Source organism: Serratia sp. BFP-2025, from assembly GCF_050880365.1.
Classification (GTDB): domain Bacteria; phylum Pseudomonadota; class Gammaproteobacteria; order Enterobacterales; family Enterobacteriaceae; genus Serratia; species Serratia surfactantfaciens.
In genome coordinates this window covers 425,972-451,958 of sequence record NZ_JBPAFV010000002.1, presented here as the reverse complement: position 1 = coordinate 451,958, position 25,987 = coordinate 425,972, and the positions used below count along the sequence as shown (strand labels likewise).

Genomic DNA, 25,987 nt, shown 5'->3' with positions numbered 1-25,987 from the left:
ATATTCAACCCCAAATCGACGAACTCGGGGATCCGTGACAGCAATATGAGCGCTGGAACACAGAAAAAGTTCCCGCCGACGGCGCGCGTTTTTCTACGGCGATAACGCGCGCCGCCGTGCGATTCAGCGCCACCAGGCGCGGAACTTCTTATAACGCAATCCCAGCAGCGCCACCGCCAGCAACGCGTAAATGAACGGCTGGGGTGAAAAGGTTTTGACCGACCACAGGTAGTGGATGGGAGCGAGGATCGCCGCCAGATAGACGAAGTTGTGCAACGTTTGCCATTTGGCGCCCAGTTTGCGCATCGCCCACAGCGTCGACGTGGCCGCCAGCGCCAGCAGGATCAGCCAGGTGAGGATGCCGAGCGTCAGATAGGGCCGGTTCACCAGCTCGCTGCCCAGCAGGCCGAGATTGCTCAGCCCCAGCTCCAGCGTGGAGTAGCTTATCAGGTGCAGCGTGCCCCAGGCAAAGCACCACAGCCCCACCAGGCGCCGGCAGCGGATCAGCAGCGGCTGACGGGCGTAGCGCGCCAGCGGGGCGATCATCAGCGTGGCCAGCAGCAGTTTCAGCGTCATCCTGCCGGTAAAATGCTGGATGTCCTTGGACGGATCGGCGCTGAACCAGCCCTGGTCCACCGCCAACACCAGCCAGAGAAAGGGCAGAAACGCCGCCAGATGCAGGGCGGCTTTCAGCCATTTGATATGAACAGGCGTCAGGCGCACTTAGAAATTCTCCCGCAGATCCATGCCGCGATACAGCGATGCCACCTGATCGGCATAGCCGTTAAACAGCAGCGTCGGTTGGCGTTTGACATCGAGAATGCCGCCGGAGCCGATGAAGCGCTCGGTAGCCTGTGACCAGCGCGGATGATCGACGTGCGGATTCACGTTGGCGTAAAAACCGTACTCGTTCGGCGCGGATTGGTTCCAGGTGGTCGGCGGCTGATCGCGCACCAAACGGATGTGCACGATCGATTTAATGCCTTTGAAGCCGTATTTCCACGGCGTAATCAGCCGCAGCGGCGCGCCGTTTTGCGGCGGCAGGGTTTTGCCGTACACGCCGACGGTCAGCAGCGCCAGCGGATGCATCGCCTCGTCCAGCCGCAGCCCTTCGACGTAGGGGTATTTCAGGCCGCCGCCGATAAAGCGATCTTTCTGGCCGGGCATCTGTTCCGGATCGTACAGCGTCTGGAAGGCCACGTAGCGCGCGTTGCTGTTCGGTTCGGCCAGCTTGATAAGCTTGCCCAGTTCGAAACCGATCCACGGCACCACCATCGACCAGGCCTCGACGCAGCGCATGCGGTAAATGCGCTGTTCCAGCGGGAAACGCTTCATCAGATCGTCGATATCCAGCGTTATCGGCTTCGCCACTTCGCCGTCGATGCGCACTTTCCAGCCTTCAGTCTTCAGCCCGCCGGCGTTGGCGGCCGGATCGGCCTTGTCGAGACCGAATTCATAGAAGTTGTTGTAGCCGGTGACCTTGTCTTCCGGCGTCATCGCCAACTGGGCCTGCCAGGCGGCCGGCTTGCTGAATGCCAGCGCTTTGCCCGGCGGCGCCTTGGGGCGATCGTTGCCTTTAAACCACGACAGCAGGTCCGCCTGCGCGCCGGTAGGCAGCGCCAGCGAAGCGGCGGTGATGCCGAGCGCCTGCAGCACTTTGCGCCGCTGGTGGAACACGCTCTCCGGCGTGACGTCGGCCTCGGTCAATTTGGGGTGTTTGTTCATGCTTATGTTCTCCGCGACTGATCCCCGCCGCCGGGGAGCGGCGGGCGGGTCTCCATCAAATAAGCATGGCGTTAAAGCCGGCCGGAAGCGAGGGGGCGCGGGAAAATATGAAATTTCGCAGAAGCCGGAGACCCCCCGTCGCCGGGGGGAGCGCGTCAACGAATCTTCACCAGGGTGCGGCCGGTGATTTGGTTGTTCAGCAGCGCGGCGGCGGTGGCCGGCGCCTGTTCGAGAGGGATTTGGTGCGTGGCCTGCTGATAGAAACTGTCCGGCAGAATGCCGGCCAGCCGTTCCCAGGCGGTTTGGCGGCGATGCAGCGGCGTATGCACCGAGTCCACGCCCTGTAGGCGCACATTGCGCAGAATGAACGGCATCACGGTGGTCGGCAGTTGATAGCCGCCCGCCAGGCCGCAGGCGGCGACGGTGCCGTTATAATTCATCTGCGCCAGCACCCGCGCCAGCAGTTTGTCGCCGACGGTGTCCACCGCGCCGGCCCACAGCTGTTTTTCCAACGGACGCGGCGTGTCGATATAGCCATCGCGGGACATCACCTCTTTGGCACCGAGCGCCTTCAGGTATTCGGTATTGCTGTCGCGGCCGCTGATGGCGGTCACCCGGTAACCCAGCGCCGCCAGCAGAGCGATGGCGGTGCTGCCGACGCCGCCGCTGGCGCCGGTGACCAGGATGTCGCCGTCGTCCGGGTGCACGCCGCCTTCCTCCAGCGCCATTACGCACAGCATGGCGGTAAAGCCGGCGGTGCCGATGATCATCGCCTTGCGCTCATCGAGGCCGTTCGGCAGCGGCACCAGCCACTCGCCGGAAACGCGCGCCTGCTCGGCCAATCCGCCCCAGTGGTGTTCACCCACGCCCCAGCCGGTGAGCACCACGCTTTGGCCCTCTTTGAAACGATCGTCGCGGCTGTGGCGCACGGTGCCGGCGAAGTCGATGCCCGGCACCATCGGGAAGTTGCGCACGATCTTGCCTTTGCCGGTGATCGCCAGCGCATCCTTGTAATTCAGGCTGGACCAGTTGATGTCGACGGTAACATCACCCTCCGGCAATTGGCCGCTGTCGATATCTTTGATATGAGCCAGAGTTTGGTCGTCTTGTTGTTCCAATAGCAGTGCACGCATGTCACTCTTCCTCTTGTTTACACTTTTCTATCAATGGCTGAATCACATTTCTTTGACTATATGCATAATAAGCGGCTCAGGCCCTGATAAAGGACAAAAATGGCGCTTGCAGGTTTTATTCCTCGGCAAGGCTTGTTAGGGTTGGACAACCCCCTTTTAACTAAAGGGTGAACACTCACTTAACCATAGCGGACAAGGCACAGGGATGCGATTTACCACCAAACTCTCTGCATTGATCACTCTGTTGGTCGCGCTGGCGATGTTTTTGATGCTGATGGGATGCTCATACAGCTTCTTTTACGTTACCCAGGATCGCCAGGAGCGTCGCTTTGATTCGCTGGTCACCTCTCTCGATCAGGCCATGTTGCACGAGTCGCCGCGCGATCAGGAGAAATGGTTGCCGATCGTCATGCGCCCGCTCGGCATCGTGTCGATCCGCGTAGAGGCCGGTACCAGCCAGTTTCTCAACTATAAATTGCCGACGGTGAAAAAAGAGCCCTGGGATGCGCTGAACGGCTATCGTCAGGTCTCGCGCCCCCTGTTGCAGCACCCGGGCAGCACGCTGTACATCACTTACCTCGATCCGTTCGCCAGCGATGTGCGCACGCTGCAGTCCACTGCCGCCGTCACGCTGTCGATCGTCGTCATGGTGGTGGTTTTGCTGTTCAGCCTGCGCTGGCTGCGTGAACAGGCCGACGGTGAAGATCGCCTGGAACGCCGCGCGCGGCGCATTCTGAACGGCGAGCGCGAAAACGTCATGCAGGGCGATGTGCGTGAGTGGCCGGCCAACGTCAGCGGCGCGCTCGACCGCCTGCTGGCCGATCTGGCGGAAGCGCGGGAAGAGCGCAGCCGGGTCGATACGCTGATCCGCGCCTTCGCCGCACAGGACGCCAAAACCGGGCTGAACAATCGCCTGTTCTTCGATAATCAATTGACCACTCAGCTGGAAGACGAAGGTTCGCACGGCATCGTGATGATGGTGCGGCTGCCCGATTTCGAGACCCTGCGCGACACGCACGGCAGCGTAGCGGTGCAGGAGCTGATGTATTCGCTGGTCAATCTGCTGTCGACTTTCGTGATGCGATACCCGTCGGCGTTGCTGGCGCGCTATTTCCACAGCGATTTTACCGTGCTGTTGCCGCATCGCACCCTGAAGGAGGCCGACGGCATCGCGTCACAGCTGGTCAACGCCATCGATGCCTTGCCTTCCACGGCGCTGATCGACCGTGAGGCCTTCCTTCACATCGGCATCGTGGCGTACCGCAGCGGCCAAACCACGGAGCAGGTGATCGACTATGCGGAGCAGGCGACGCGCCATGCCACGCTGCAGGGCGAAAACGGTTGGTATGTGTACGACAGCCAGGTGCCGGAAATGGGGCGCGGCAGCGTCAAGTGGCGCACGCTGCTGGAACAGGTGCTGGCGCGCGGCGGCCCGCGGCTGTATCAGAAACCGGCGGTCACCGTGGAAGGCGAAGTGCACCATCGTGAGATCATGAGCCGGATCTATGACGGCTCCCAGGAGTTGCTGCCGGCGGAATATATGCCGCTGGTTCAGCAGTTGGGGTTGGCGGAGAGCTACGATCGCCAGCAGGTGAGTCGCATCATCCCCTTGTTGACGCAATGGCCTGAGGAAACGCTGGCGTTCCCGCTGTGCGTGGATTCGATTTTGCAGCGCTCTTTCCAGCGCTGGCTGCGCGATACGCTGCTGCAGTGCGAAAAAAGTCAGCGTCGGCGAATTCTGATTGAACTTGCGGAGGCAGATGTGTGTCAACATATCGACCGTCTTCGTCCGGTGCTGAGGCTGTTGTCAGGGCTGGGCTGCCGCCTCGCGGTGTCCAAAGCGGGTTTAACCGTGGTCAGTACGTCCTATATCAAGTCGCTGCAGGTGGAGATCGTCAAGCTCCATCCGGGGCTGGTGCGGAGTATCGATAAGCGGGACGAAAATCAGCTGTTCGTGCAGAGCCTGACCGGGGCCTGCGCGGGGACGCACGCTCAAGTGTTCGCCGCCAGCGTGCGTACGCGCAACGAGTGGCAGACGCTGAAAGAGCGTGGGATCCGCGGCGGGCAGGGCGACTTTTTCGCGTCGCCGGAGCCGATCGACCCGGGGCGTAAAAAATATTCACGTCGTTATCGTGTTTAAGCTGATTGCCGAACAAAAATTGACGTAGAATGAGCGCCGGATCCATCTGGGCCATGTCACCTGTCATTTTGGAGTTTTCTCCAATCTGCCTGCGACAAAGACGCCTATTTGAGATAGGCTCTTGTCAGCTTTTATCTGGCTGACGTTGGTAGGTGCTTACCACCGGCGGCAATCAGGGAATATGTTAGATTTTATGAGCTGTGTTACGCCGTTTCGTGCGTTGACAGGGTGGTAAACTGAGCCTTTGTTCAGGGAATTCAGGCCTCATCCAATTTCCGTGCATTCGAGCAGAAACAATACAGACTATTTTTCACCGAAGTAGAACGTTTTTGCGCCTTGTCGCTGCTTCGTGTGGTTGGTAAAGTAGGCGGATTTTATTTTCCGCCCCCAGCTTGCAGGATTATCCTTTCGTTATGTTTAAGAAATTTCGTGGCATGTTTTCCAACGACTTGTCCATCGACTTGGGTACCGCCAATACCCTGATTTATGTTAAAGGGCAAGGCATCGTACTGAATGAACCTTCGGTGGTTGCCATTCGCCAGGATCGTGCCGGCTCCCCAAAGAGCGTAGCGGCCGTCGGTCATGACGCCAAACAGATGCTGGGCCGCACCCCCGGCAACATCGCGGCTATTCGCCCGATGAAAGACGGCGTGATCGCCGACTTCTTCGTGACCGAAAAAATGCTGCAGCACTTCATCAAACAGGTTCACAGCAACAGCTTTATGCGCCCAAGCCCGCGTGTGCTGGTCTGTGTGCCGGTCGGCGCGACCCAGGTTGAACGCCGCGCCATCCGCGAGTCCGCCCAAGGGGCCGGCGCGCGTGAAGTGTTCCTGATTGAAGAGCCGATGGCGGCGGCGATCGGCGCGGGTCTGCCGGTCTCCGAAGCGACCGGCTCCATGGTGGTGGATATCGGCGGCGGTACCACAGAAGTGGCGGTGATCTCGCTGAACGGCGTGGTGTACTCCTCTTCCGTGCGCATCGGCGGTGACCGCTTCGATGAAGCCATCATCAATTATGTGCGCCGCAACTATGGCTCGCTGATCGGCGAAGCCACCGCGGAGCGCATCAAGCACGAAATCGGTTCTGCCTACCCGGGCGACGAAGTGCGCGAAATCGAAGTCCGCGGCCGTAACCTGGCCGAAGGCGTACCGCGCGGCTTTACCCTGAACTCCAATGAAATCCTCGAAGCCCTGCAAGAGCCGCTGACCGGCATCGTCAGCGCGGTGATGGTGGCGCTGGAACAGTGCCCGCCAGAATTGGCCTCCGACATTTCCGAACGCGGCATGGTGTTGACCGGCGGCGGCGCGCTGCTGCGCAACCTCGATCGCCTGCTGATGGAAGAAACCGGCATCCCGGTCGTGGTGGCGGAAGATCCGTTGACCTGCGTGGCGCGCGGCGGCGGCAAGGCGTTGGAAATGATCGACATGCACGGCGGCGATTTGTTCAGCGAAGAATAGTCAGCCCCTGGAAGGAGGAATCGTATCGGATGAATGCGCACAGCGAAAATCGGGTACGGTTCCTCTTTCTGTTGTCGAGGAACTCGCATAATTTATGAAGCCGATTTTTAGCAGGGGGCCTTCCCTGCAACTGCGACTTTTTTTGGCGGTGATCGCGGCCATTGGCCTGATCGTTGCCGACAGCCGGCTCGGCACGTTCGTGAAGATACGCAACTACATGGACACCGCAGTCAGCCCTTTCTATTTTCTGGCCAACGGGCCGCGTAAAGTTCTGGACAGCGTGTCAGAAACGCTGGCTACCCGCCAACAGCTGGAGCTGGAAAACCGAGCTCTGCGGCAGGAACTGCTGCTGAAAAACAGCGATATTCTTCTTCTTGGCCAATTCAAGCAGGAAAACGCCCGTTTGCGCGAACTGCTGGGTTCCCCGCTGCGCCAGGACGAGCACAAGATGGTTACCCAGGTGATCTCCACCGGTTCCGATCCCTACAGCGACCAGGTCGTTATCGACAAAGGGTCGGACAACGGCGTCTATGAAGGCCAGCCGGTGATCAGCGACAAGGGCGTGGTCGGCCAGGTGGTGGCGGTGGCGAAGGTCACCAGCCGCGTGCTGCTGATCTGCGATGCCTCCCACGCGCTGCCGATTCAGGTGCTGCGCAACGATATTCGGGTGATCGCCGCAGGCAGCGGCTGCGCCGACGATCTGCAGCTGGAACACCTGCCGAACAACACCGATATCCGCGTTGGCGACGTGCTGGTGACCTCAGGCCTCGGCGGCCGCTTCCCGGAAGGTTATCCGGTGGCGGTGGTCTCCTCGGTCAAGGTCGACAACCAGCGCGCTTACACCGTGATTCAGGCGCGGCCAACCGCCGGTCTGCAGCGTTTGCGCTACCTGCTGCTGCTGTGGGGCGCCGATCGCAACGGCGACATGCCGCTGCCGCCGGACGAAGTACACCGCGTGGCCAATGAACGCCTGATGCAGATGATGCCGCAGGTGCTGCCGCCGGCCGGTTCGGTTGGGCCGCAGCTGCCAGCCCCGGCCGGCGGCGCGGCGCCGCAATCCGGCGCTCCGGCGTCTGCTCAGCCTCAGGTTCAGCCCGCAGCGGCGGGAGTCGTGCAATGAACAGCTACCGCAGCCACGGGCGCTGGATAATCTGGCTGTCGTTCCTGGTGGCGCTGGTGCTGCAAATCATGCCGTGGCCGGAGCAGATCTACATGTTCCGGCCGTCCTGGCTGGTGCTGATCCTGATCTACTGGGTGATGGCCTTGCCGCATCGGGTCAACGTCGGCACCGGCTTCGTGCTGGGGCTGATCATGGATCTGATCCTCGGCTCCACGCTGGGCGTGCGCGCGCTGGCGCTGGGTATCATCGCTTACCTGGTGGCGTTCAAATTCCAACTGTTCCGCAATATGGCGCTGTGGCAACAGGCGCTGATCGTCGTGCTGTTGTCGCTGTCGATGGACGTAGTGGTGTTCTGGGCTGAGTTTTTAGTGATCAACGTCTCTTTCCGCCCAGAGGTGTTCTGGAGTAGTGTGGTAAACGGCATTTTGTGGCCGTGGTTATTCCTGTTGATGCGCAAAATCCGCCGTCAGTTCGCCGTACAGTAAGGGTATATCAATGACTTCGCTTTATCTGGCCTCCGGCTCCCCACGTCGACGTGAACTGCTGACCCTGCTGGGCGTGCCGTTCGACATTCTGCTGACGCATACCGAAGAACAGCGCCGGGAAGGCGAAGCCGCGGAAGCCTATGTGCGCCGCCTGGCGCAGGACAAGGCCAAAGCGGGCGTGGCGCTGGCGCAGGAAGATCGGCCGGTGCTGGGTGCAGATACCATCGTGGTGCTCAACGGCCGGGTGCTGGAGAAGCCGCGCGACGAAGCCCATGCGGCGGAAATGCTGGCGGCCCTGTCCGGCAAACAGCATCAGGTGATGACGGCGGTGGCGATCGCCGATCGCCACGACGTGCGTTGCCAATTGGTGGTGACCGACGTGACGTTCCGCAGCCTGTCGCAACAGGATATCCGCGACTATATTGCTACGGGCGAACCGATGGATAAAGCGGGCGCCTACGGAATTCAAGGAAAGGGTGGTTGTTTCGTCAGAACGATAACCGGGAGTTATCATGCGGTGGTCGGTCTGCCGCTGGTCGAAACACATGAGCTGCTCAGTAATTTTGTCGCATTACGTGATGTAAGAACCGGTTGATGGGCGCTGCCATTATCGACCGGCTCTGAGGAGAAGGCATGACAGCTGAGCTACTGGTTAATATCACACCGTCTGAAACGCGGGTCGCCTATATCGACGGCGGCATTCTGCAAGAGATCCATATCGAACGCGAATCCAAACGCGGCATCGTCGGCAATATCTATAAAGGGCGCGTCAGCCGCGTCTTGCCGGGGATGCAGGCGGCGTTCGTCGACATCGGCCTCGATAAGGCCGCCTTCCTGCACGCCTCCGACATCATGCCGCATACCGAATGCGTCGCCGGTGACGAGCGGAAAAACTTCCACGTGCGCGATATCGCCGAGCTGGTGCGCCAGGGGCAAGACCTGATGGTGCAGGTGGTGAAAGATCCGCTCGGCACCAAGGGTGCGCGCCTGACCACCGACATCACGCTGCCTTCGCGCTATCTGGTCTTCATGCCGGGCGCGGCGCACGTCGGCGTTTCGCAGCGCATTGAAAGCGAAGCCGAGCGCGAACGCTTGAAATCCATCGTTGCGCCGCACTGCGACGAGCTGGGCGGTTTTATCATCCGCACCGCGGCGGAAGGCATCGGCGAGGAAGAGCTGGCGCAGGACGCCGCGTTCCTCAAGCGCCTGTGGACCAAGGTGATGGAGCGCAAGAAGCGCAACCAGACCAAGTACAAACTGTACGGCGAGCTGGCGCTGGCGCAGCGCATTTTGCGCGACTTCGCCGGCGCGGCGCTGGATCGCATCCGCGTCGATTCGCGGTTGACGCACGATCTGCTGGTGGAATTTACCGGCGAGTACATCCCGGACATCACCCGCAAGCTGGAGCTGTACACCGGCAGCCAGCCGATTTTCGATCTGTACGATGTGGAAAACGAGATCCAGCGCGCGCTGGAGCGCAAGGTGGAGCTGAAGTCCGGCGGCTATTTGATCATCGATCAGACCGAGGCGATGACCACGGTCGACATCAACACCGGCGCCTTCGTCGGCCATCGCAACCTCGATGAAACCATCTTCAATACCAACATCGAGGCGACGCAGGCCATCGCCCGCCAGCTGCGGCTGCGCAATCTGGGCGGCATCATCATCATCGACTTTATCGATATGAACAACGAAGAGCATCGCCGCCGGGTGCTGCACTCGCTGGAGCAGGCGTTGAGTAAAGATCGGGTAAAAACCACGATCAACGGCTTCTCTCAGCTAGGCTTAGTTGAAATGACGCGTAAACGAACGCGTGAAAGCATTGAACATGTGCTCTGTCACGATTGTCCTACTTGTAATGGGCGCGGCACCGTGAAAACGGTGGAAACCGTGTGCTACGAGATCCTGCGCGAGATTGTGCGTGTGCATCACGCTTACGATTCCGATCGCTTCCTGGTGTACGCCTCCGCGGCGGTCGGCGAAGCGCTGAAGAGCGAAGAGTCGCATGCGCTGGCCGAAGTGGAGATCTTCGTCGGCAAACAGGTGAAGGTGCAGATCGAACCGTTGTACAGCCAGGAGCAGTTCGACGTCGTCATGATGTAGCCCGCCCGACATCGGAAAGGGCCCGGCACGCCGGGCCTGTCAGTGCATAGATATTCCCGTTGCCAGGCAGCGGAGCAAGGAGAACTGCGTGAGGCGACTGCCTGGGATTCTGTTAGCAACAGGCGCCACCCTAATTGTGATTGTGGCGCTGCTGATCAGCGGGCTGCGCCTGATGCTGCCGAAGCTGAACGACTATCGTCCCCAACTGTTGGCGCAGGTGGAGAAGCTGTCCGGCGTGCCTGTACGAATGGATTTCGTGCAGGGCAGTTGGGAAACCTTCGGCCCGCAGCTTGAAATGCGCAACCTGAGCGCCACGCTGCCCAAAAGCGATGTGCATATCGAACGCGTAACGCTGGCGTTGGACGTGTGGCAGTCGCTGCTGCACTGGCGTTGGCAGTTCCGCGATCTGACCTTCTACCAATTCCGGCTCGATCTGAACGCCACGCTGGGCGGCGACCAGCAGGGCGAAGGCCTTGAGCCGGGCAAAATCAGCGATCTGATGCTGCGCCAGCTCGACCATTTCGATCTGCGCGACAGCCGTATTTCATTCCTGACGCCCGCCGGCGCGCGCGCCGAATTCGACATTCCTCAGTTGACCTGGCTCAACGGCCGCGATCGCCACCGCGCCGAGGGGCAGATCAGCCTGTCGACGTTGAATGGCCAACATGGCGTGGTGCAGCTGCGCATGGACCTGCGTGACAATCAAGGCCTGCTGGATACCGGTACGGTCTACCTGCAGGCCGACAACATCGACATGAAACCCTGGTTTACCCGCTGGCTGCGTGCCAACACCGGGCTGGAAAGCGCCGATTTCAGTCTGGCGGCCTGGCTGCAGGTGCAGAACGGCGAGATCGCCGGCGGCCATGCGTTGCTCAAGCAGGGGGCGGCCAACTGGGATACCGGCGCTGCTCAGCACCGGCTGGACGTGGACAATCTGGCGCTGTCGCTGCGCCGCCAGGGCACCGGTTGGCAGCTCGACGTGCCGCAGCTGCGTTTGAGCACCGACGGCCAGGCCTGGCCGCAGGGCAGGCTTTCCGCGCTGTGGCTGCCGGAAAACACCGAGTTCATGGGGCCGGCGCAGAATGAAGAGCTGCGGGTGCGCGCGACCAATATTCAGCTGGAGCGCCTGTCGGCGCTGCTGCCGACCTTCTCGTTCCTCAGCCCGGATGTGCTCGATCGCTGGAACGATCTGCAGCCGCAGGGGAAGCTGGAAGCCTTGGCGCTGGACATCCCGCTCAAGCAGCCGGAAAAGAGCCGGTTCCAGGCGCTGTGGCGCGATGTCAGCTGGCAACGTTGGGAGCTGCTGCCGGGCGTCAACCACTTCTCCGGCGCGTTGAGCGGTGGGGTGGAGAACGGCCGTCTGACGCTGGGGCTCACCGACAGCACCCTGCCTTACGGCGACATGTTCCGTGCGCCGCTTGAAGTCAGCAGCGCGCGCGGCGCGCTGACCTGGCGCTATAACCAGCAGGGTTGGGAGCTGGCGAGCCAGGGGCTGGACGTCAAGGCGAAGTCGCTGTGGGTCAACGGCGATTTTCGCTACCAGCAGCCGGCCAAGGGCGATCCGTGGCTGAACATCCTGGCGGGTATCCGCCTGTATGACGGCGCCGACGCCTGGCGCTATTTCCCGGAACCGCTGATGGGCAAGCATCTGGTGGATTACCTGAGCGGCGCCATTCAGGGGGGCCAGGTGGATAACGCCACGCTGATTTATTCCGGCGATCCGCAGCACTTCCCGTACCGTAAAAACGAAGGGCAATTCGAGGTCTTCGTGCCGCTGCGCCACGCCACCTTCCAGTTCCAACCGGGCTGGCCGGCGCTGACCGATTTGGCGATCGATCTCGATTTTGCCAACGAGGGGTTGTGGATGCATGCGCCGCAAACCCGGCTGGGTAAGGTGGCGGGCAAAAATATTAGCGCGGTGATCCCGGATTATCTGAAAGAGCGGCTGCTGATCGACGCCGAAGTGGCGGGGGCGGGCAGCGACGTGCATGACTACTTCATGCAGACGCCGTTGCACGATTCGCTGGGGGCGGCGCTGGATCAGCTGCAGATCGGCGGTGATGTCAGTGGGCGCTTACATCTCGATATCCCCTTGGACGGCGAGCAGGTCAAAGCCACCGGCGAAGTGGCGTTGAACAACAATTCGTTGCTGATCAAGCCGCTGGAAAGCGAGCTGCAGAAGCTTAGCGGCAAATTCCGCTTCGATAACGGCAATCTGGAGAGCGACACCCTGTCGGCCAACTGGTTCGGGCAGCCGGTGGCGGTGAACTTCACCACGCAGGAAGGCGATCGCGACTACAAGGTCAACGTCGGCCTGAAGGGCGACTGGCAGCCGGGCAAGTTCCCCGGCCTGCCAAAAGAGGCCGCTGATGCGCTCAGCGGCAGCGCGTCCTGGCAGAGCCAGGTGGCCATCACGCTGCCGCATCAGGGCTCGGCCAGCTATGATATCGGCATTGACGCGGATTTGAAGAAAGTGAGCAGTCACTTACCTTCGCCGCTGGACAAGGCGCCGGGTGAGGCGCTGCCGGTGAACGTCAAGGTTAAAGGCGGTCTGAACGGCTTCATGCTGACGGGCAGCGCAGGCAAACAGAACCGCTTCAACAGCGAATGGAGCTTCGACAAGAAACAGGTGAATCTGGCGCGCGCCGCCTGGCAAACCAACGGTGGCGGCACGCCGCCGCTGCCGGCCGGCAAATCGATGACGCTGAACCTGCCGGCGTTGGACGGCGAGCAGTGGCTGGCGCTGCTGGCACCGGCGCTGAAACAGGGTGGCGGCAGCGGTCAGGTAGGCGGTTTCAGTTTCCCCACCACCGTAGCGCTGACCACGCCGCAGCTGCTGTTGGGGGGCCAGGCCTGGCATAAGCTGACGCTGTCGGCCGAGAAACAGCTTGGCGCTACCCTCGTGAGCGCCAAGAGCGACGAAGTGGACGGTAGCCTGCGGGTGGCCGATCGCGGGCCGTGGCGCGCCGATATCAATTACCTGTATTACAACCCGCAGTTCGCCGAAACGAAAAACGCGGCGGGCACGCCGCCGCCGTCGACCGAGAAAGTTTCCTTCCGCGATTGGCCTTCGCTGATGCTGCGCTGCAAGTCGTGCTGGGTGCTGGGACAGAACCTCGGTAGGGTCGAGGCGGATCTGACCAATCGGGGCGATACCCTGACGCTGGATCACGGCCTGGTCGATACCGGCAAAGGGCGCATGACCGCCACCGGCCTGTGGAAACAAAATGCGCAGGAAGAGCGCAGCTCGCTGAAAGGCAAGCTGCTCGGCGGCAAGATCGACGAAACCGCCGCCTTCTTCGGCATCACCATTCCGCTCAAGGGGGCGCCTTACGACGTGGATTTCGATCTGTACTGGCATGGCACGCCGTGGCAGCCACGGGTCGATACGCTGAGCGGCGCGCTGCAGGTCAAGATGGGCAAGGGCGAGATCGACAGCATGGGCGGCGGCCGCGCCGGTCAGCTGTTGCGATTGGTCAGCTTTGACGCCCTGCTGCGCAAGCTGCAGTTCGATTTCAGCGATACCTTTGGCAAAGGCTTCTACTTTGATTCCATCCGCAGCACCGCCTGGCTGAAAGATGGCATAATGCATACGGATAATCTATTGATCGACGGCCTGGCGGCGGATATCGCCATGAGCGGTCAGATCGATCTGGCGCGCCGCCGCATCGATATGGAGGCGGTGGTGGCACCGGCGATTTCGGCGACCGTCGGCGTGGCGACCGCGTTTGTCGTCAACCCGATCGTCGGCGCGGCGGTATTTGCCGCCTCGCAGGTGTTGGGGCCGCTGTGGAGCAAGATTTCGCTGATTCGCTACCATATCGGCGGCGATCTCGACCAGCCGAAGATCAATGAGGTACTTCGTAAGGCAAAGGAGGATAAGGCGTCATGAGGAATGCTAACGTTGCGTTGTTGCAGTTGTGCAGTGGCGATCAGGTGCGCGATAACCTGGCCCAGATTGAACAGCAGATCAAGCAGCTCAATACCGGGGTAAAACTGGTCATGACGCCGGAGAACGCGCTGCTGTTCGCCAACTCCGCGGCCTATCGCCAACAGGCGGAAAAACAGGGCGACGGACCGCTGCAGAACGCGGTGCGCGAACTGGCGCGCCGCTATGGCGTATGGTTATTGGTAGGCTCGATGCCCTTGATCAGCCGGGAGGATCCGCAGCTTATCACTACCAGCAGCCTGTTGTTCGACGATCAGGGCGAGATCCGCGCCCGCTACGACAAGCTGCACATGTTCGATGTGGATATCAACGATGCGCACGGCCACTACCGCGAGTCGGATACCTACCAGCACGGGCAGCATCTGACGGTGGTGGATACGCCGGTCGGGCGTTTGGGCATGACCATATGCTACGATCTGCGTTTCCCCGCGCTGTTCCAGGCGCTGCGGGCGCAGGGCGCCGAACTGATATCGGTGCCGGCGGCCTTTACCCGGGTGACCGGCGAGGCGCATTGGGAGATCCTGCTACGCGCACGGGCGATCGAGAACCAGTGCATGATCCTGGCGCCGGCGCAGGTGGGGCGCCATGGGCCGACCCGTCGCACCTGGGGCCACTCGCTGGCTGTCGACGGCTGGGGTAAGGTGCTGGCCGAGAACGCGGACGCCGTGGCGGCGCTGAAGGTGCGTGTGGACACCGCAAGCCTGCAAACGCTGCGGCAACAGATGCCGGTATTGCAGCATAATCGATTCCAGACGTCGCTGACGGCGCCGTCTGACAAGCTATCCTCCAATCAAGAGTGAAACCATTATGAGCCTGACGTTTGTCAGTGAGCAGTTACTCGCTACCAATAAGCTGAGTCATCAAGACCTGTACAAGGTACTGGGTCAACTGGCAGAACGCCGTATCGACTACGCCGATCTCTATTTCCAGTCCAGCTATCACGAAGCCTGGGTGATTGAGGACGGCATCATCAAGGATGGCTCTTACAACATCGACCAGGGCGTCGGCGTGCGCGCCGTCAGCGGCGAGAAGACCGGCTTCGCTTATGCCGATCAGATCACCCTGCATGCGCTGCAGCAGAGCGCCCAGGCGGCGCGCAGCATCGTGCGCGAGCAGGGCGACGGGCGGGCGCATACCCTGGGCGAGATCGGCTATCGGGCGCTGTATCCGCTGCTCGATCCGCTGCAAAGCCTGCCGCGTGAAGAGAAAATCGCCCTGCTGCACCGTGTCGACAAAGTGGCGCGCGCCGCCGATGCGCGGGTGCAGGAAGTGAACGCCAGCATTACCGGCGTTTATGAGCAGGTGTTGGTGGCCGCCACCGACGGCACGCTGGCGGCGGACGTTCGCCCGCTGGTGCGTCTCTCCGTCAGCGTGCTGGTGGAGCAGGACGGCAAGCGTGAGCGCGGCTCCAGCGGCGGCGGCGGCCGTTTCGGTTACGACTACTTCCTGGAAATCGCCGACGGCGACGTGCGCGCCGATGCCTATGCCAAAGAAGCGGTGCGCATGGCGTTGGTCAATCTCGGCGCGGTAGCGGCACCGGCCGGCAATATGCCGGTGGTGTTGGGGGCCGGCTGGCCGGGCGTGCTGCTACACGAGGCGGTAGGCCACGGCCTGGAAGGCGACTTCAACCGGCGCGGTACTTCGGTGTTCAGCGGCCATATGGGCGAGCTGGTGGCTTCCGAACTGTGCACCGTGGTGGATGACGGCACCCTGCAAGGGCGCCGCGGTTCGCTGGCGATCGACGACGAAGGCGTGCCGGGCCAATACAACGTGCTGATCGAAAACGGCGTGCTGAAAGGCTACATGCAGGACAAGCTCAACGCGCGGCTGATGGGCGTCGCCCCAACCGGCAACGGCCGCCGCGAGTCCTACGCGCATCTGCCGATGCCGCGCATGACCAACACCTACATGCTGGCGGGTAAATCGACGCCGGAAGAGATCATCGCCAGCGTCGAATACGGTCTGTACGCGCCGAACTTCGGTGGTGGCCAGGTGGATATCACCTCCGGCAAGTTCGTGTTTTCCACCACCGAAGCCTATCTGATCGAGAAAGGCCGCATCACTAAGCCGGTGAAGGGGGCGACGCTGATCGGCTCCGGCATTGAGGCGATGCAGCAGATCTCGATGGTCGGCAACGATCTGGCGCTCGATAAAGGCGTGGGCGTGTGCGGCAAGGAAGGCCAGAGCGTGCCGGTGGGCGTCGGCCAGCCGACGCTGAAACTGGATACGCTCACCGTCGGCGGCACGGCGTAATCTTTCCTCAAGGGGCCATGCAGTGGCCCCTTAATCATTCCCCCTGTTGCGGCTTGCTCGCATTCATAACGTTAAGCGCGGCAGGACGTCGCATCCCGGCAGGCGTGCCTGCGCCCATTGATGGAATGAAATTGACGTGGCGAAAAAACAGAACACTTCGAGGATGAGGCGTTTGGCATTATCCGCCCGGCGTTGGCTGCTGGTGCTGGGCGTTCTGTCCCTGACGGGCTGCGCCCGTTCAGATGCGCTGTGGGGCGTGGTCGATAAGCTCTGCATGGCCAACTATCAGCAAAAACGCAATCCGGCCCCGTGCGAGCAGATTTATATGCCGCAGGGTAAAGCGCAGGGCTTTAGCGTGCTGCAAAACCCGCGTTACCCTTATCACTTTATCCTGGTCCCGACGGCGCCGCTCTCCGGCATTGAAAGCCCGCAGCTGCTGGCTGGGGAACGGACGGATTATTTTGGCTATGCGTGGCTGATGCGTTACCGGTTGGCCGCCGAGTATGGCGGGCCGGTGCCGGATGATATGTTGGGCATGGCGATCAACTCCGCATACGGCCGCAGTCAGAACCAATTGCATATTCACCTGACCTGCCTGCGCGAAGATGTGCGGCGTCAATTGCAGGCGGAGCGCCCCTACATACAGGAACAATGGCGGCCTTTGCCGGATAAGCTGTTGCGCCACACCTACTATGCCCGCCGCGTGATGCAGCCGACCGCGATGGGCATTTACCCGATTAAGGACGTCGCGCAATATTTCCATTTGTCGCCGTCGCAGCTGGCGGAATATGGCGTGGCCGTCGTCCCGACCACATTTGCCGGCCGGCAAGGGTTTATCTTGCTGGCCTCGAAACGTGGCTGGGACGTTGGCAATCGCGCGTCGGTAGAATCGTTGCTGGATAAAGAGTGCGCGATTTTGCCACGTTGATCGCGGCGTTCTTCCCTATCTGAACCGCGCATCCCGCGAAAACAGGAAGGCGGCTTCCCGCTGGCGAGCATCGGCTTCCGCCTGAGCGCCCTGGTAACGCAAGATCATGATCAGCGTGGCGTAGACGTTGGCGTCGATACGGCGCAGCAGATAGGCATTGGCCCACTGTCGATAGCCGGTCAACAGGGCGTCATCACGCGTCTGGTTATAGACCAGCAGCGAATGAGATTGCTCGTCGAAGGTTTTGCGCTCCCGGTAGATCCAGGCGGCCGGCGGCGGCATCTGCTCGATGCTGTCGATGGTGGTCAGCATGGTGCGTTCCGACTGGGTGAGCGCCATGCGCCCTTGCCAGGCGAAGACCGCCATCACCAGCACGCCGATCGCCGCCATCGCCACCGTCAGGCTCAGGGCTTTGGCGAACGGCAGCGGGCGGGGTTCGCCGGTTTGGCCGTCCAGCAACGCCAGCAGCAATAGAAACGCCAGCCAGTGCGGCGCAGACAGATAGAAAGGGTATTCCAGCTGAGTGTGCACCAGCATTGGCAGCAGCACCAGAAACAGCCCGACGCGCGCGCCGGCCGGCTGCTCGCGATCCCGTTGCCAGGCGCGTTTCAGCAGCAGCGCGCCGGCGGCGAGGAGGATAACGATACCCGCCAGCGCCGGCAGGCCGCCCTCAACCCACCACAGCAGGATTTCATTGTGTGGATGCCCGGCGACTTCCAACACTTCTCGCCAGGGCATTTCCTGCAGACGGAAATGCGCGAAGCTGTATTCAAAGCCGCCGTAGCCCCAGCCCAGCAATGGTTTGGCCAGGATCATGCTTAGGGTATCCAGCAGCATCGTCAGACGTGAATAATTCGAGCTTTCGCGTGCGATAAAACCAAAACCGGTGAACAGAAACATCAGGCCAAGCGCGATGCCCAACAGCAGCGCGCCGCTGGCCCAGCGGCTTGTGGCCGGATGCTGGCGGGCAAAACGCCACAACAGCAACGCCGCCGCCAATGCCCCGCCCAGCCAGGCGGCGCGCGATTGAATCAGCACCAGCAGGGCGGAGAAAGCGACCAGCAGCGCGAGCAGCGGAAGTTGTCGCCGCCGTGCCGGCGCAGAGAGAGGGGCAGGCAGCAGCCAGAGTGCTAAAGTCAGCCCGGTGGCGATAAAGCTGCCCAGCACGTTCGGTTGCTGAAAGACGCCGTAGACACGGTTGCCGTTAGGGGATACCCAGGCCAGCGCAGGGGCGAACAGCTGCAGAGCCGCCAGCAATGCCTGAACGCCGACGGCGAACAGCAGGCCGTACAGCAGCAGGCTGCGCTGCCGGGGAGTTGGGCGCAGCTGCAAGCAGGCGACATAGAACAGCCAACCGCCGAGTAAACCGGCGCAGCGCCACAGGGCATCTTCGCGCCACTCGGAGCGGGTATACAGCAGCGGCAGCGCCAGCACGGCGATGCCGAGCAGCAACAGCCGGGCGGTAGGGGTAAGCGAAAGACGGGTACGGCCAAGGCAAACGGTGAAGGTCACTATCAGCGTAGTGAGCGCCATGGCGCTCCAGGCCAGAATATTTTGCGGCAACGCCAGGCCACCGCCGCCCATGTTGGGGTGATAAACCGGCAAAATCACCGCCATCCAGATCAGCAGCAGGGGCAGCACGGCGGCAGTCGGTATGTTAACGGGGGATTTATCGGTCATGGTTAACCCGCCATGTCTCGATATCGGTTATTGAATGCATGTTTTTATTATTCCCTGTCTTTTATTACGGTGTTTAAATTCGCTGATGCTTCAATTCCTAAAAACATTATGAAAATTGAAAGTGCTTCATGTGGAAATGATAATTTATTTTCACACTGAGAATACGGGGTGCTGCTTGTATAAAGAAAGGTTAAGCCGTATTGGTTCACCTTTAAAAGGCATTTTAGGTGTGTAAAAAATAGAGGTGTCATTTTCTCAAATCTATTGCGATTCAGTCAATTTTTCATTAAATAATTTTATTTTTTAATTAAAATCAATAAATTGTACTCATTTTGGTGTGAGCTGGCGCAGTGGGTGAGTACGACGATGGATTGTATCGACAGGCAAGATGGAGAATAAAGGCGTCAATCCTCTGTTAAGTTTATGTTGCCAATGCCGGTGTGGCGACCGCAATTTATTGTATCTTCATCTGTCGCTTTTTTTCATATTTGATTTGAGTGCTGTGATTTTATTTTTTATTAAGATTTTTCTCGTCTTTGAGTGTTTTTCATGGTTTTTATTCAATGCTCTATTGTTAGGAATATTCTGCTGTCTTGAAAATAAAAGAGGCCATGGCCTGAGCCTCACGCTTGACGCGATATGATGCAGACTAACGCGCCCGTAAAAGCGCGTTAATCTCGTCTCTCATTCGCTTACTCCACCTCACCGATCCGCTCCAGCGCATCCACCACCAGATCCCAGAATTTATCCTGATCCAGTTTGACCGCCACCTGGGTGTGGCAATCCGGCGGCGGCGGCGCGCGGAAGTCCGCCACCGTCATGCCTAGCGTCAGGGTGCCGGTCAGTTCGATATCCACCGGTGCCTTGCGCACCGTCATCACGCTGGGATCGATCACGTAGGCGACTGCGCAGGGGTCGTGTACCGGCGGGGCGCTAAAGCCCTGCGCCTGTTGGTACATACGGCCAAAGAATGCCAGCAGTTCGCCGACGAACGTGGCCGGCCGGGTGCCGAGGGCGGCGATGCGTTCGCAGATTGCTGGCGTGGCCAGCGCCTGGTGGGTGAGATCCAGCCCGACCATGGTCAGCGGCCATTTTTCGTTAAACACGATGTGCGCCGCTTCGGGGTCGATTTTGATATTGAATTCCGCCACCGCGCTCCAGTTGCCCACATGATAGCCGCCGCCCATCAACACCACTTCCTTGACCCGTTCGGCGATGCGCGGCTCTTTGCGCACCGCCATGGCGATATTGGTCAGGCCGCCGGTCGGCACCAGCGTCACGCTGCCGGGCGGATGAGCCATCACCGTATCGATGATCAGATCTACCGCATGGCGCGTATCCAACTGCAGGTGGGGCTCCGGCAATACCGGGCCATCGAGGCCGGAGTCGCCGTGAATGTCAGGCGCCACTTCGATATTGCGCACCAGCGGGCGCGGGCAGCCGGCGGCGAAAGGCACGCCGGTGATATTGGCGATGCGCGCCACCGCCAGGGCGTTGCGCGTCACTTTGTCCAGCGTTTGGTTGCCCACCACGGTGGTGACCGCCAGCAGGTCGATCTGCGGATTGCCCCAGGCCAGCAGCAGGGCGATAGCGTCGTCATGCCCCGGGTCACAGTCCAGTATGATTTTTTTCATGGTTATTCCTGATGCAGGGAGAGGTTCCCGCAGCATAACGCAGTGCGGCGAGGTGGGGGAATGCCGATGCGAATTTTGTTAACTACATCAAAGCCTTGCCGATCATTCGATGTAATGAAACGTAAATCCTGCTCGCCGGGCTTTACCCTGGAGTTTACTCCAGGGTTTACAGTGAGGTTCAGCGTTAATGCACAGAGGAGAGGCGTGATGAGCTTACTGAAAAGGTTGTTGGGGCAAGGTGGTGTTAACGGCGGTCATCAGCGCGCGGGTCACCGCGGCGGGCATCATGGCAACCGCTATAGCCAGCATGGCGATCAGGGGCCGCAGTGTCCGGAATGCCAGGCGGTGAATAAATCGGGCGCGCGTTACTGTCACCGTTGCGGCCAGCCGTTTGCCGCGGTGAGCGCCACCTGCGGGCAGTGCGCCGCGCCGCTGCCGCCGGGCAGCCGCTTTTGCCCGCAGTGCGGCGGCGGCGTACCGTGAACCGGGGCGGCTGGACGCTCGCGCTGTTGCTCGGCGCGATGGTGCTGTGGATGCTGCTGGCCTGGGGCGTTGCCGGTATGCTGGCCTGGCTCCCGGCGTTGGCGGAGGCGGCCGGCGACGCATCCCTGCCGGTAAACGGCGCGCTGAGCCTGGTGCCGCAGACGATGCTGGACGCCTGGCTGCCGTGGCTGAAACAGCTGGGCAGCGGGCTGGCGAGCTATTTTCCTCTGTTGCTGACCTGGGCGGGTTACGCCGTTTGGCTGCTGTGGGGCCTCGGCATGTTGGCGCTGATGCTGCTGGGCGCGCTGGCGCGCCGCTATTTGAGCGCCGCTCAGCGATAGCCCTGATAGACCGCCGCTACGCGCTCGAAATAGTCGGTTAAATAGTTGATGCACACCTGCACCTTCAGCGGCAGTTTGTCCTTTTCGGTATAGAGCGCGTAGATCGGCCGCGGATCCGAATGGTAGCTTTTGAACAAGATCTCGATCTCGCCGCGTTTGATCTCTTCGATCACCCACATCAGCGGGGCGTAGGCGATGCCGGCGCCGTTTTTCAACCAGCGGATCATGGTGGAGGAGTCGTTGGTCACGAAACGCCCCTGCGGCGAAATGCGCGTGGTGATGCCTTCCGGCGACATCAATTCAAATTCGCTGTCGGGCCGCACGCTGTATTCCAGCCAGGAGAAGTTAACCATGTCGCTCGGCTTCTGCGGCGTGCCGTGCTGGCTCAGGTAGCTTTTGGCGGCGCACACCACCATCGGCATCTGCCCCAGGCGGCGAGAGAACAGGCTGGAATCCTGCAGCGCCCCGGTGCGGATCACCAGATCCAGCCCGTCGGCGATCAGATCCGGCGCCGGTATGCCGGTCACCAGGTTGACCGTCAGGCCCGGGTACTCTTTCATCATTTCGGCGGTCATGTTCGCCAGCACGTTTTGCGCCATGGTGGAGGAGCTGCCGATGCGCAGCGTGCCGGCGGGCGTATTGTTAAACGCATACAGCTGCTCATGCACTTCACTGACTTCCTGCAGCATGCGCCGGCAGCCCTGATAGTAGATTTTGCCGGCTTCGGTCAGGCCGATGCTGCGCGTGCTGCGGTTCAGCAGCTTGACCTGCAGCTCATTTTCCAGTTTTGAGACGGTTTGGCTGATCGATGAAACGCTCATGTCGAGTTGGCGCGCGGCCGCGGTAAACGACCCGAACTCAACCACTTTGGCGAATACCGACATCCGTTTTAATCTTTCCATTATTCACTCTGGCTTAAAAGTGATTTAGATCACAGATTGTTGATGCCTTGATAGTAAGCAGGCTAATATAACGTGGTCGGGTGAATAGACCTTACCAACGTGCGAGAGCGAGCGGCCCTGCAATCCTGCCGCTCCTCCGGCACCCTCGCAATCCCTGTCGTGGATGTCAGCCCCAAAGTTTAACCTTTTTTCGGGTTCGTGACCTGGACAAGCTGTCCGGTCAAGATTTGTGGCGCGCGCACGCTAAAATGTAAAGAGAATGTGAATGGCAAGGCCCGTCGTCCCCCGGCGCAGTGAACAATAAGGAAAAAGTGATGAGTTTGCTTCCGGTTATGGTCATCTTCGGACTGTCGTTTCCGCCGGTGTTTTTCGAGCTGTTGGTGTCGCTGGCGCTGTTTTTTCTCCTGCGCCGCCTGCTGCAGCCGACGGGGATTTACGATTTTGTCTGGCATCCGGCGCTGTTTAACACCGCGCTGTATTGCTGCCTGTTTTATTTGATTTCATGTCTTTTTGTTTGAGGTCGCTGTGAAAAATTTTTCGATAAAAATAACCCGGATCGCGATCACTTTGATTCTTGTGCTGCTGGGGATCGTTGCGGTGTTCAAGGCCTGGGTGTTTTACACCGAGTCGCCGTGGACGCGCGACGCCAAGTTCACCGCCGACGTGGTGGCGATTGCCCCGGACGTCAGCGGCCTGCTGACCGACGTGCCGGTGGTGGACAACCAGCTGGTGAAAAAAGGGCAGGTGCTGTTCGTGGTCGATCGGCCGCGCTATGAGCAGGCCCTGGCGGAAGCCGGCGCCGACGTCGCCTACTACCAGACGCTGGCGGCGGAAAAACGGCGTGAGGCCGGCCGCCGCGTGAAGCTGGGCGTGCAGGCGATGTCGCAGGAAGAGATCGACCAGTCGAACAACTCGCTGCAGACCGTGCAGCACCAGCTGGCGAAGGCCGTAGCGGCGCGCGAGCTGGCGCAGCTGGATCTGGAACGCACCACGGTGCGCGCCCCGGCCGATGGCTGGATCACCAACCTCAACGTACACGCCGGCGAATACATCACTCGCGGCTCGGTGGCGGTGGCGTTAGTGAAGAAAGACTCCTTCTACATCCTGGCTTACCTGGAAGAAACCAAGCTGAGCGGCCTGAATAAGGGCGACCGCGCGGAGATCACCCCGCTGGGCAGCAACCGCATCATGCACGGCACCGTCGACAGCGTGGCGGCGGCGGTAAACAACAGCAGCAGCACGGTCAACAGCAAAGGGTTGGCGTCGATCGACAGCAACCTGGAGTGGGTGCGCCTGGCGCAGCGCGTGCCGGTGAAGATCCTGCTGGACGCCAAGGATCAGCAGCATCCGTACCCGGCCGGCACTACCGCGACCGTGGTGATCGTCGGCAAGAACGACCGCAATGCCGACAGCGGCTCGCCTTTTGTGCGCCTGATGCACCGGCTGCGTGAGTTCGGCTGATGAACAGCCCAACCTTCATCCGGCTGAGATTTGCCTTCAAACTCAGCTTCGCGATTGTGTTTGCGCTGTTCGTCGGCTTCCACCTCAATCTGGAAACCCCGCGGTGGTCGGCGATGACCGCCGCCATCGTCGCCGCCGGCCCGGCCTTTGCCGCCGGCGGTGAACCCTTCTCCGGCGCCATCCGTCATCGCGGTTGGCTGCGCATCATCGGCACCTTTATCGGCTGCTTCGTCGGCCTGATCATTATCATCACCACCGCCCGCGCGCCGGTGGTAATGCTGCTGCTGTGCTGCATCTGGGCCGGGTTCTGCACCTGGATTTCTTCGCTGATCAAGGTGGAAAACTCTTACGCCTGGGGGTTGGCCGGTTATACCGCGCTGATCATCATCGTCACCGTCGCCACCAGCGAAGCCCATCTGTTGGAAGCGCCGCAGTTCGCTATTGAGCGTTGCAGCGAGATCGTGCTGGGGATCGTCAGCGCCGTGCTGGCGGATCTGCTGTTTTCGCCGCGCTCGATCAAGCAGGACATCGATCGGGCGGTCGATCAACTGCTGGTGGATCAATACCGCCTGCTGCAGATGTGCATCAGCAACGCCGATAAAGAGGACATCGACCGCGCCTGGAGCAACCTGGTGAAGAGTACCACGGCGCTGGACGGCATGCGCAACAACCTGATGATGGAGTCCTCGCGCTGGCAGAAGGTCAATCGCCGGGTAAAAGCGTTGCATACCCTGTCGCTGACGCTGATCACTCAGGCCTGCGAAACCTATCTGATCCTGCTGAATCACCCGGACGCGTTGCAAGCGAGCCTGCGGGAGCAGCTGATGGTGCCGGCGGAAAACCCGCCGGAGATCCACAAACGCATGAAGCTGCTGCGCCAGGTGCTGACCACCCATCGCTCCGATGAAACGCTGCCGACCATCACCGGCTGGGTCGGCGCGGCGACGCGCTACCTGCTGCTGTCGAAGGGCGTGCATACCAACGGCAGCATCAGCGCGGTGGAAGAGGACGTGTTGAGCAAAGAAACCGTAGTCAAACCGACCTCGGCGGAAGGGCACCACGCGATGATCAACGGCCTGCGCACCTTCGTGGCGACGGCCTTCGGCAGCCTGCTGTGGCTGTGGACCGGTTGGACATCCGGCAGCGGTTTTATGGTGATCATCGCGGTGATCACTTCGCTGGCGATGCGCACCCCGGCGCCACGCATGGTGGCGATGGATTTCGTGCTGGGGATGCTGGCGGCGATCCCGGTCGGTTCCCTGTTCTTCATGGTGATCCTGCCGGCGACGCAGCAGAGCATTCTGCTGTTGTGTCTCAGCCTCGGTCTGCTGGCGTTTTTCATCGGCATCGAGGTGCAAAAGCGGCGGCTCGGTTCGCTGGGGCTGTTAGCGGGGACCATCAACATTCTGGTGCTCAGCAACCCAATGGAGTTTAACGTGACCCAGTTTCTCGACGGGGCGCTCGGCCAGTTCCTCGGCAGCTGCGTCGGGCTGATGGTGCTGCTGCTGATCCGCGACAATTCGCGCGAACGCACCGGCCGCACGTTGCTCAACCAATTCGTCAGCAGCGCGGTGTCGGCGCTGACCACCAAGGCGGCGCGCCGCCGGCAGAACCACTTGCCGGCGCTGTATCAGCAGCTTAACCAGCTGCTGATGATGTTCCCGAACGATATCGCCAAGTATCGTCTGGCGCTGAACCTGATCATCGCCCATCAGCGCATGCAGCGGGCGGAAATCCCGATCAGCGAAGAGCTGTCGGCCTTCCACCGCCAGATCCGCAGCACCGCCGATCGGGTGGTCTCCGCCAAGAACGACGTCAAGCGCGCTTATTACTACGATCGCTTGCTGGGTGAAATGAACGAGTACCAGCAAAAGCTGGTAGACAATCAGGCACCGCTCAGCGTCACCGGGCCGGTGAAACGTCTGGCCGACATGCTGCATCGCTATCGTCACGCATTGATCGATTGATGCGTTCCCACCTGTTGCGCCGCGCGATGCGGCGCCTTCCCTGACTATACTGAAAGCAATGCTTGGCACGGCGGGTCGTCTCATGTGAGACGGCCCGTTTTCAGAGAGACTCCGAGTGCCAGAACGGCTGGAAAGTGGCATCATTGTCATGAATGGATGAAACCTTCGCCGCCGCGAAAAAGTTACGCGGCGGTCATCTTAGTTTCATCCAGAACGGCTATATACC

The 25,987-nt window shown here is 60.8% G+C and carries 21 protein-coding genes; 15 read left to right on the top strand and 6 right to left on the bottom strand.

Going from position 1 to position 25,987, the window contains the following annotated elements; translation table 11 throughout:
* Positions 1 to 123: 123 nt before the first annotated feature.
* The 3 genes from msrQ to ACRAWE_RS17595 form a co-directional block, all read right to left on the bottom strand.
* The gene (msrQ, locus tag ACRAWE_RS17605) at positions 124 to 723 is read right to left on the bottom strand and encodes a protein-methionine-sulfoxide reductase heme-binding subunit MsrQ (RefSeq protein ID WP_004936895.1); all 600 of its coding nucleotides are present in this window, start codon (positions 721 to 723) and stop codon (positions 124 to 126) included.
* Entirely contained in the window at positions 724 to 1,725 is a 1,002-nt protein-coding gene (msrP, locus tag ACRAWE_RS17600) for a protein-methionine-sulfoxide reductase catalytic subunit MsrP (protein ID WP_063918684.1), read from the bottom strand.
* 155 nt (positions 1,726 to 1,880) lie between these two features.
* Entirely contained in the window at positions 1,881 to 2,858 is a 978-nt protein-coding gene (locus tag ACRAWE_RS17595; RefSeq protein WP_019453174.1) for an MDR family oxidoreductase, read from the bottom strand.
* A 205-nt stretch (positions 2,859 to 3,063) separates the two neighbouring features.
* Here ACRAWE_RS17595 and csrD point away from each other — a divergent pair, with 205 nt between their 5' ends.
* The 10 genes from csrD (at position 3,064) to ACRAWE_RS17545 (ending at position 17,293) form a co-directional block, all read left to right on the top strand.
* A complete protein-coding gene (gene csrD / locus ACRAWE_RS17590; protein ID WP_019453173.1) occupies positions 3,064 to 4,998 on the top strand; it encodes an RNase E specificity factor CsrD in 1,935 nt (644 codons plus the stop codon).
* Between the two features lie 413 nt (positions 4,999 to 5,411).
* Positions 5,412 to 6,455 (top strand): rod shape-determining protein MreB, encoded by a 1,044-nt coding sequence (gene mreB / locus ACRAWE_RS17585; RefSeq protein ID WP_003855260.1) that lies wholly within the window; start codon positions 5,412 to 5,414, stop codon positions 6,453 to 6,455.
* Between the two features lie 94 nt (positions 6,456 to 6,549).
* Positions 6,550 to 7,575, top strand: coding sequence for a rod shape-determining protein MreC (mreC, locus tag ACRAWE_RS17580; RefSeq protein WP_025160128.1), 1,026 nt, complete (start codon positions 6,550 to 6,552; stop codon positions 7,573 to 7,575).
* Positions 7,572 to 8,060 (top strand): rod shape-determining protein MreD, encoded by a 489-nt coding sequence (mreD, locus tag ACRAWE_RS17575; protein ID WP_004936918.1) that lies wholly within the window; start codon positions 7,572 to 7,574, stop codon positions 8,058 to 8,060. Before mreC ends, mreD begins: the two co-directional genes overlap by 4 nt.
* 10 nt (positions 8,061 to 8,070) lie before the next feature.
* On the top strand, positions 8,071 to 8,655 hold the full coding sequence (locus ACRAWE_RS17570; protein ID WP_019453171.1) for a Maf family protein: 585 nt from the start codon (positions 8,071 to 8,073) through the stop codon (positions 8,653 to 8,655).
* 38 nt (positions 8,656 to 8,693) lie between these two features.
* Positions 8,694 to 10,163, top strand: coding sequence for a ribonuclease G (rng, locus tag ACRAWE_RS17565; RefSeq protein WP_019453170.1), 1,470 nt, complete (start codon positions 8,694 to 8,696; stop codon positions 10,161 to 10,163).
* An 88-nt stretch (positions 10,164 to 10,251) separates the two neighbouring features.
* The gene (yhdP, locus tag ACRAWE_RS17560) at positions 10,252 to 14,055 is read left to right on the top strand and encodes an AsmA2 domain-containing protein YhdP (RefSeq protein WP_063918685.1); all 3,804 of its coding nucleotides are present in this window, start codon (positions 10,252 to 10,254) and stop codon (positions 14,053 to 14,055) included.
* Positions 14,052 to 14,912, top strand: coding sequence for a deaminated glutathione amidase (nit1, locus tag ACRAWE_RS17555; protein ID WP_025160126.1), 861 nt, complete (start codon positions 14,052 to 14,054; stop codon positions 14,910 to 14,912). Before yhdP ends, nit1 begins: the two co-directional genes overlap by 4 nt.
* 7 nt (positions 14,913 to 14,919) lie before the next feature.
* A complete protein-coding gene (tldD, locus tag ACRAWE_RS17550; protein WP_154747274.1) occupies positions 14,920 to 16,365 on the top strand; it encodes a metalloprotease TldD in 1,446 nt (481 codons plus the stop codon).
* Positions 16,366 to 16,528: 163 nt separating this feature from the next.
* A complete protein-coding gene (locus tag ACRAWE_RS17545) occupies positions 16,529 to 17,293 on the top strand; it encodes a CDP-diacylglycerol diphosphatase (protein WP_025160125.1) in 765 nt (254 codons plus the stop codon).
* A gap of 15 nt (positions 17,294 to 17,308) precedes the next feature.
* Here ACRAWE_RS17545 and ACRAWE_RS17540 read toward each other — a convergent pair whose 3' ends face one another.
* Positions 17,309 to 18,973: a Wzy polymerase domain-containing protein gene (locus ACRAWE_RS17540; protein ID WP_432525666.1), complete on the bottom strand. Its 1,665-nt coding sequence runs from the start codon at positions 18,971 to 18,973 to the stop codon at positions 17,309 to 17,311.
* Between the two features lie 692 nt (positions 18,974 to 19,665).
* Positions 19,666 to 20,607 carry a nucleoside hydrolase gene (locus ACRAWE_RS17535; protein WP_019453164.1) on the bottom strand — a complete coding sequence of 314 codons (942 nt, stop codon included), beginning with the start codon at positions 20,605 to 20,607 and terminating at the stop codon, positions 19,666 to 19,668.
* Positions 20,608 to 20,814: 207 nt separating this feature from the next.
* Between ACRAWE_RS17535 and ACRAWE_RS17530 the strand changes: the two genes are divergently transcribed.
* Together ACRAWE_RS17530 and ACRAWE_RS17525 are read left to right on the top strand one after the other, a co-directional pair.
* Complete coding sequence (locus ACRAWE_RS17530; RefSeq protein ID WP_019453163.1) at positions 20,815 to 21,090, top strand: zinc ribbon domain-containing protein; 276 nt, start codon at positions 20,815 to 20,817, stop codon at positions 21,088 to 21,090.
* Positions 21,087 to 21,431, top strand: a complete 345-nt coding sequence (locus ACRAWE_RS17525) for a hypothetical protein (protein WP_432525665.1) — start codon at positions 21,087 to 21,089, stop codon at positions 21,429 to 21,431. The genes ACRAWE_RS17530 and ACRAWE_RS17525 overlap by 4 nt, the downstream gene beginning before the upstream one ends.
* Here ACRAWE_RS17525 and aaeR read toward each other — a convergent pair.
* Positions 21,422 to 22,333: an HTH-type transcriptional activator AaeR gene (aaeR, locus tag ACRAWE_RS17520; protein ID WP_025160124.1), complete on the bottom strand. Its 912-nt coding sequence runs from the start codon at positions 22,331 to 22,333 to the stop codon at positions 21,422 to 21,424. The two genes, ACRAWE_RS17525 and aaeR, sit on opposite strands and share 10 nt — an antisense overlap.
* 314 nt (positions 22,334 to 22,647) lie before the next feature.
* Between aaeR and aaeX the strand changes: the two genes are divergently transcribed.
* Genes aaeX through aaeB form a run of 3 tightly spaced genes read left to right on the top strand, consistent with a single transcriptional unit; the run spans position 22,648 to position 25,761 of the window.
* Entirely contained in the window at positions 22,648 to 22,851 is a 204-nt protein-coding gene (gene aaeX / locus ACRAWE_RS17515) for a p-hydroxybenzoic acid efflux pump operon protein AaeX (protein ID WP_004936952.1), read from the top strand.
* Positions 22,852 to 22,858: 7 nt separating this feature from the next.
* A complete protein-coding gene (aaeA, locus tag ACRAWE_RS17510) occupies positions 22,859 to 23,794 on the top strand; it encodes a p-hydroxybenzoic acid efflux pump subunit AaeA (protein ID WP_025160123.1) in 936 nt (311 codons plus the stop codon).
* Positions 23,794 to 25,761, top strand: a complete 1,968-nt coding sequence (aaeB, locus tag ACRAWE_RS17505; RefSeq protein WP_019453159.1) for a p-hydroxybenzoic acid efflux pump subunit AaeB — start codon at positions 23,794 to 23,796, stop codon at positions 25,759 to 25,761. Before aaeA ends, aaeB begins: the two co-directional genes overlap by 1 nt.
* Positions 25,762 to 25,987 lie beyond the last annotated feature (226 nt).

Coding starts and splice junctions, on each gene's coding strand:
- aaeX (WP_004936952.1), top strand. CDS start 22,648: ATGAGTTTGCTTCCGGTTATGGTCATCTTCGGACTGTCGTTTCCGCCG.
- csrD (WP_019453173.1), top strand. CDS start 3,064: ATGCGATTTACCACCAAACTCTCTGCATTGATCACTCTGTTGGTCGCG.
- mreD (WP_004936918.1), top strand. CDS start 7,572: ATGAACAGCTACCGCAGCCACGGGCGCTGGATAATCTGGCTGTCGTTC.
- aaeR (WP_025160124.1), bottom strand. CDS start 22,333: ATGGAAAGATTAAAACGGATGTCGGTATTCGCCAAAGTGGTTGAGTTC.
- ACRAWE_RS17540 (WP_432525666.1), bottom strand. CDS start 18,973: ATGACCGATAAATCCCCCGTTAACATACCGACTGCCGCCGTGCTGCCC.
- msrP (WP_063918684.1), bottom strand. CDS start 1,725: ATGAACAAACACCCCAAATTGACCGAGGCCGACGTCACGCCGGAGAGC.
- ACRAWE_RS17595 (WP_019453174.1), bottom strand. CDS start 2,858: ATGCGTGCACTGCTATTGGAACAACAAGACGACCAAACTCTGGCTCAT.
- ACRAWE_RS17530 (WP_019453163.1), top strand. CDS start 20,815: ATGAGCTTACTGAAAAGGTTGTTGGGGCAAGGTGGTGTTAACGGCGGT.
- ACRAWE_RS17545 (WP_025160125.1), top strand. CDS start 16,529: ATGAGGCGTTTGGCATTATCCGCCCGGCGTTGGCTGCTGGTGCTGGGC.
- ACRAWE_RS17535 (WP_019453164.1), bottom strand. CDS start 20,607: ATGAAAAAAATCATACTGGACTGTGACCCGGGGCATGACGACGCTATC.
- ACRAWE_RS17570 (WP_019453171.1), top strand. CDS start 8,071: ATGACTTCGCTTTATCTGGCCTCCGGCTCCCCACGTCGACGTGAACTG.
- rng (WP_019453170.1), top strand. CDS start 8,694: ATGACAGCTGAGCTACTGGTTAATATCACACCGTCTGAAACGCGGGTC.
- mreC (WP_025160128.1), top strand. CDS start 6,550: ATGAAGCCGATTTTTAGCAGGGGGCCTTCCCTGCAACTGCGACTTTTT.
- mreB (WP_003855260.1), top strand. CDS start 5,412: ATGTTTAAGAAATTTCGTGGCATGTTTTCCAACGACTTGTCCATCGAC.
- nit1 (WP_025160126.1), top strand. CDS start 14,052: ATGAGGAATGCTAACGTTGCGTTGTTGCAGTTGTGCAGTGGCGATCAG.
- tldD (WP_154747274.1), top strand. CDS start 14,920: ATGAGCCTGACGTTTGTCAGTGAGCAGTTACTCGCTACCAATAAGCTG.
- aaeB (WP_019453159.1), top strand. CDS start 23,794: ATGAACAGCCCAACCTTCATCCGGCTGAGATTTGCCTTCAAACTCAGC.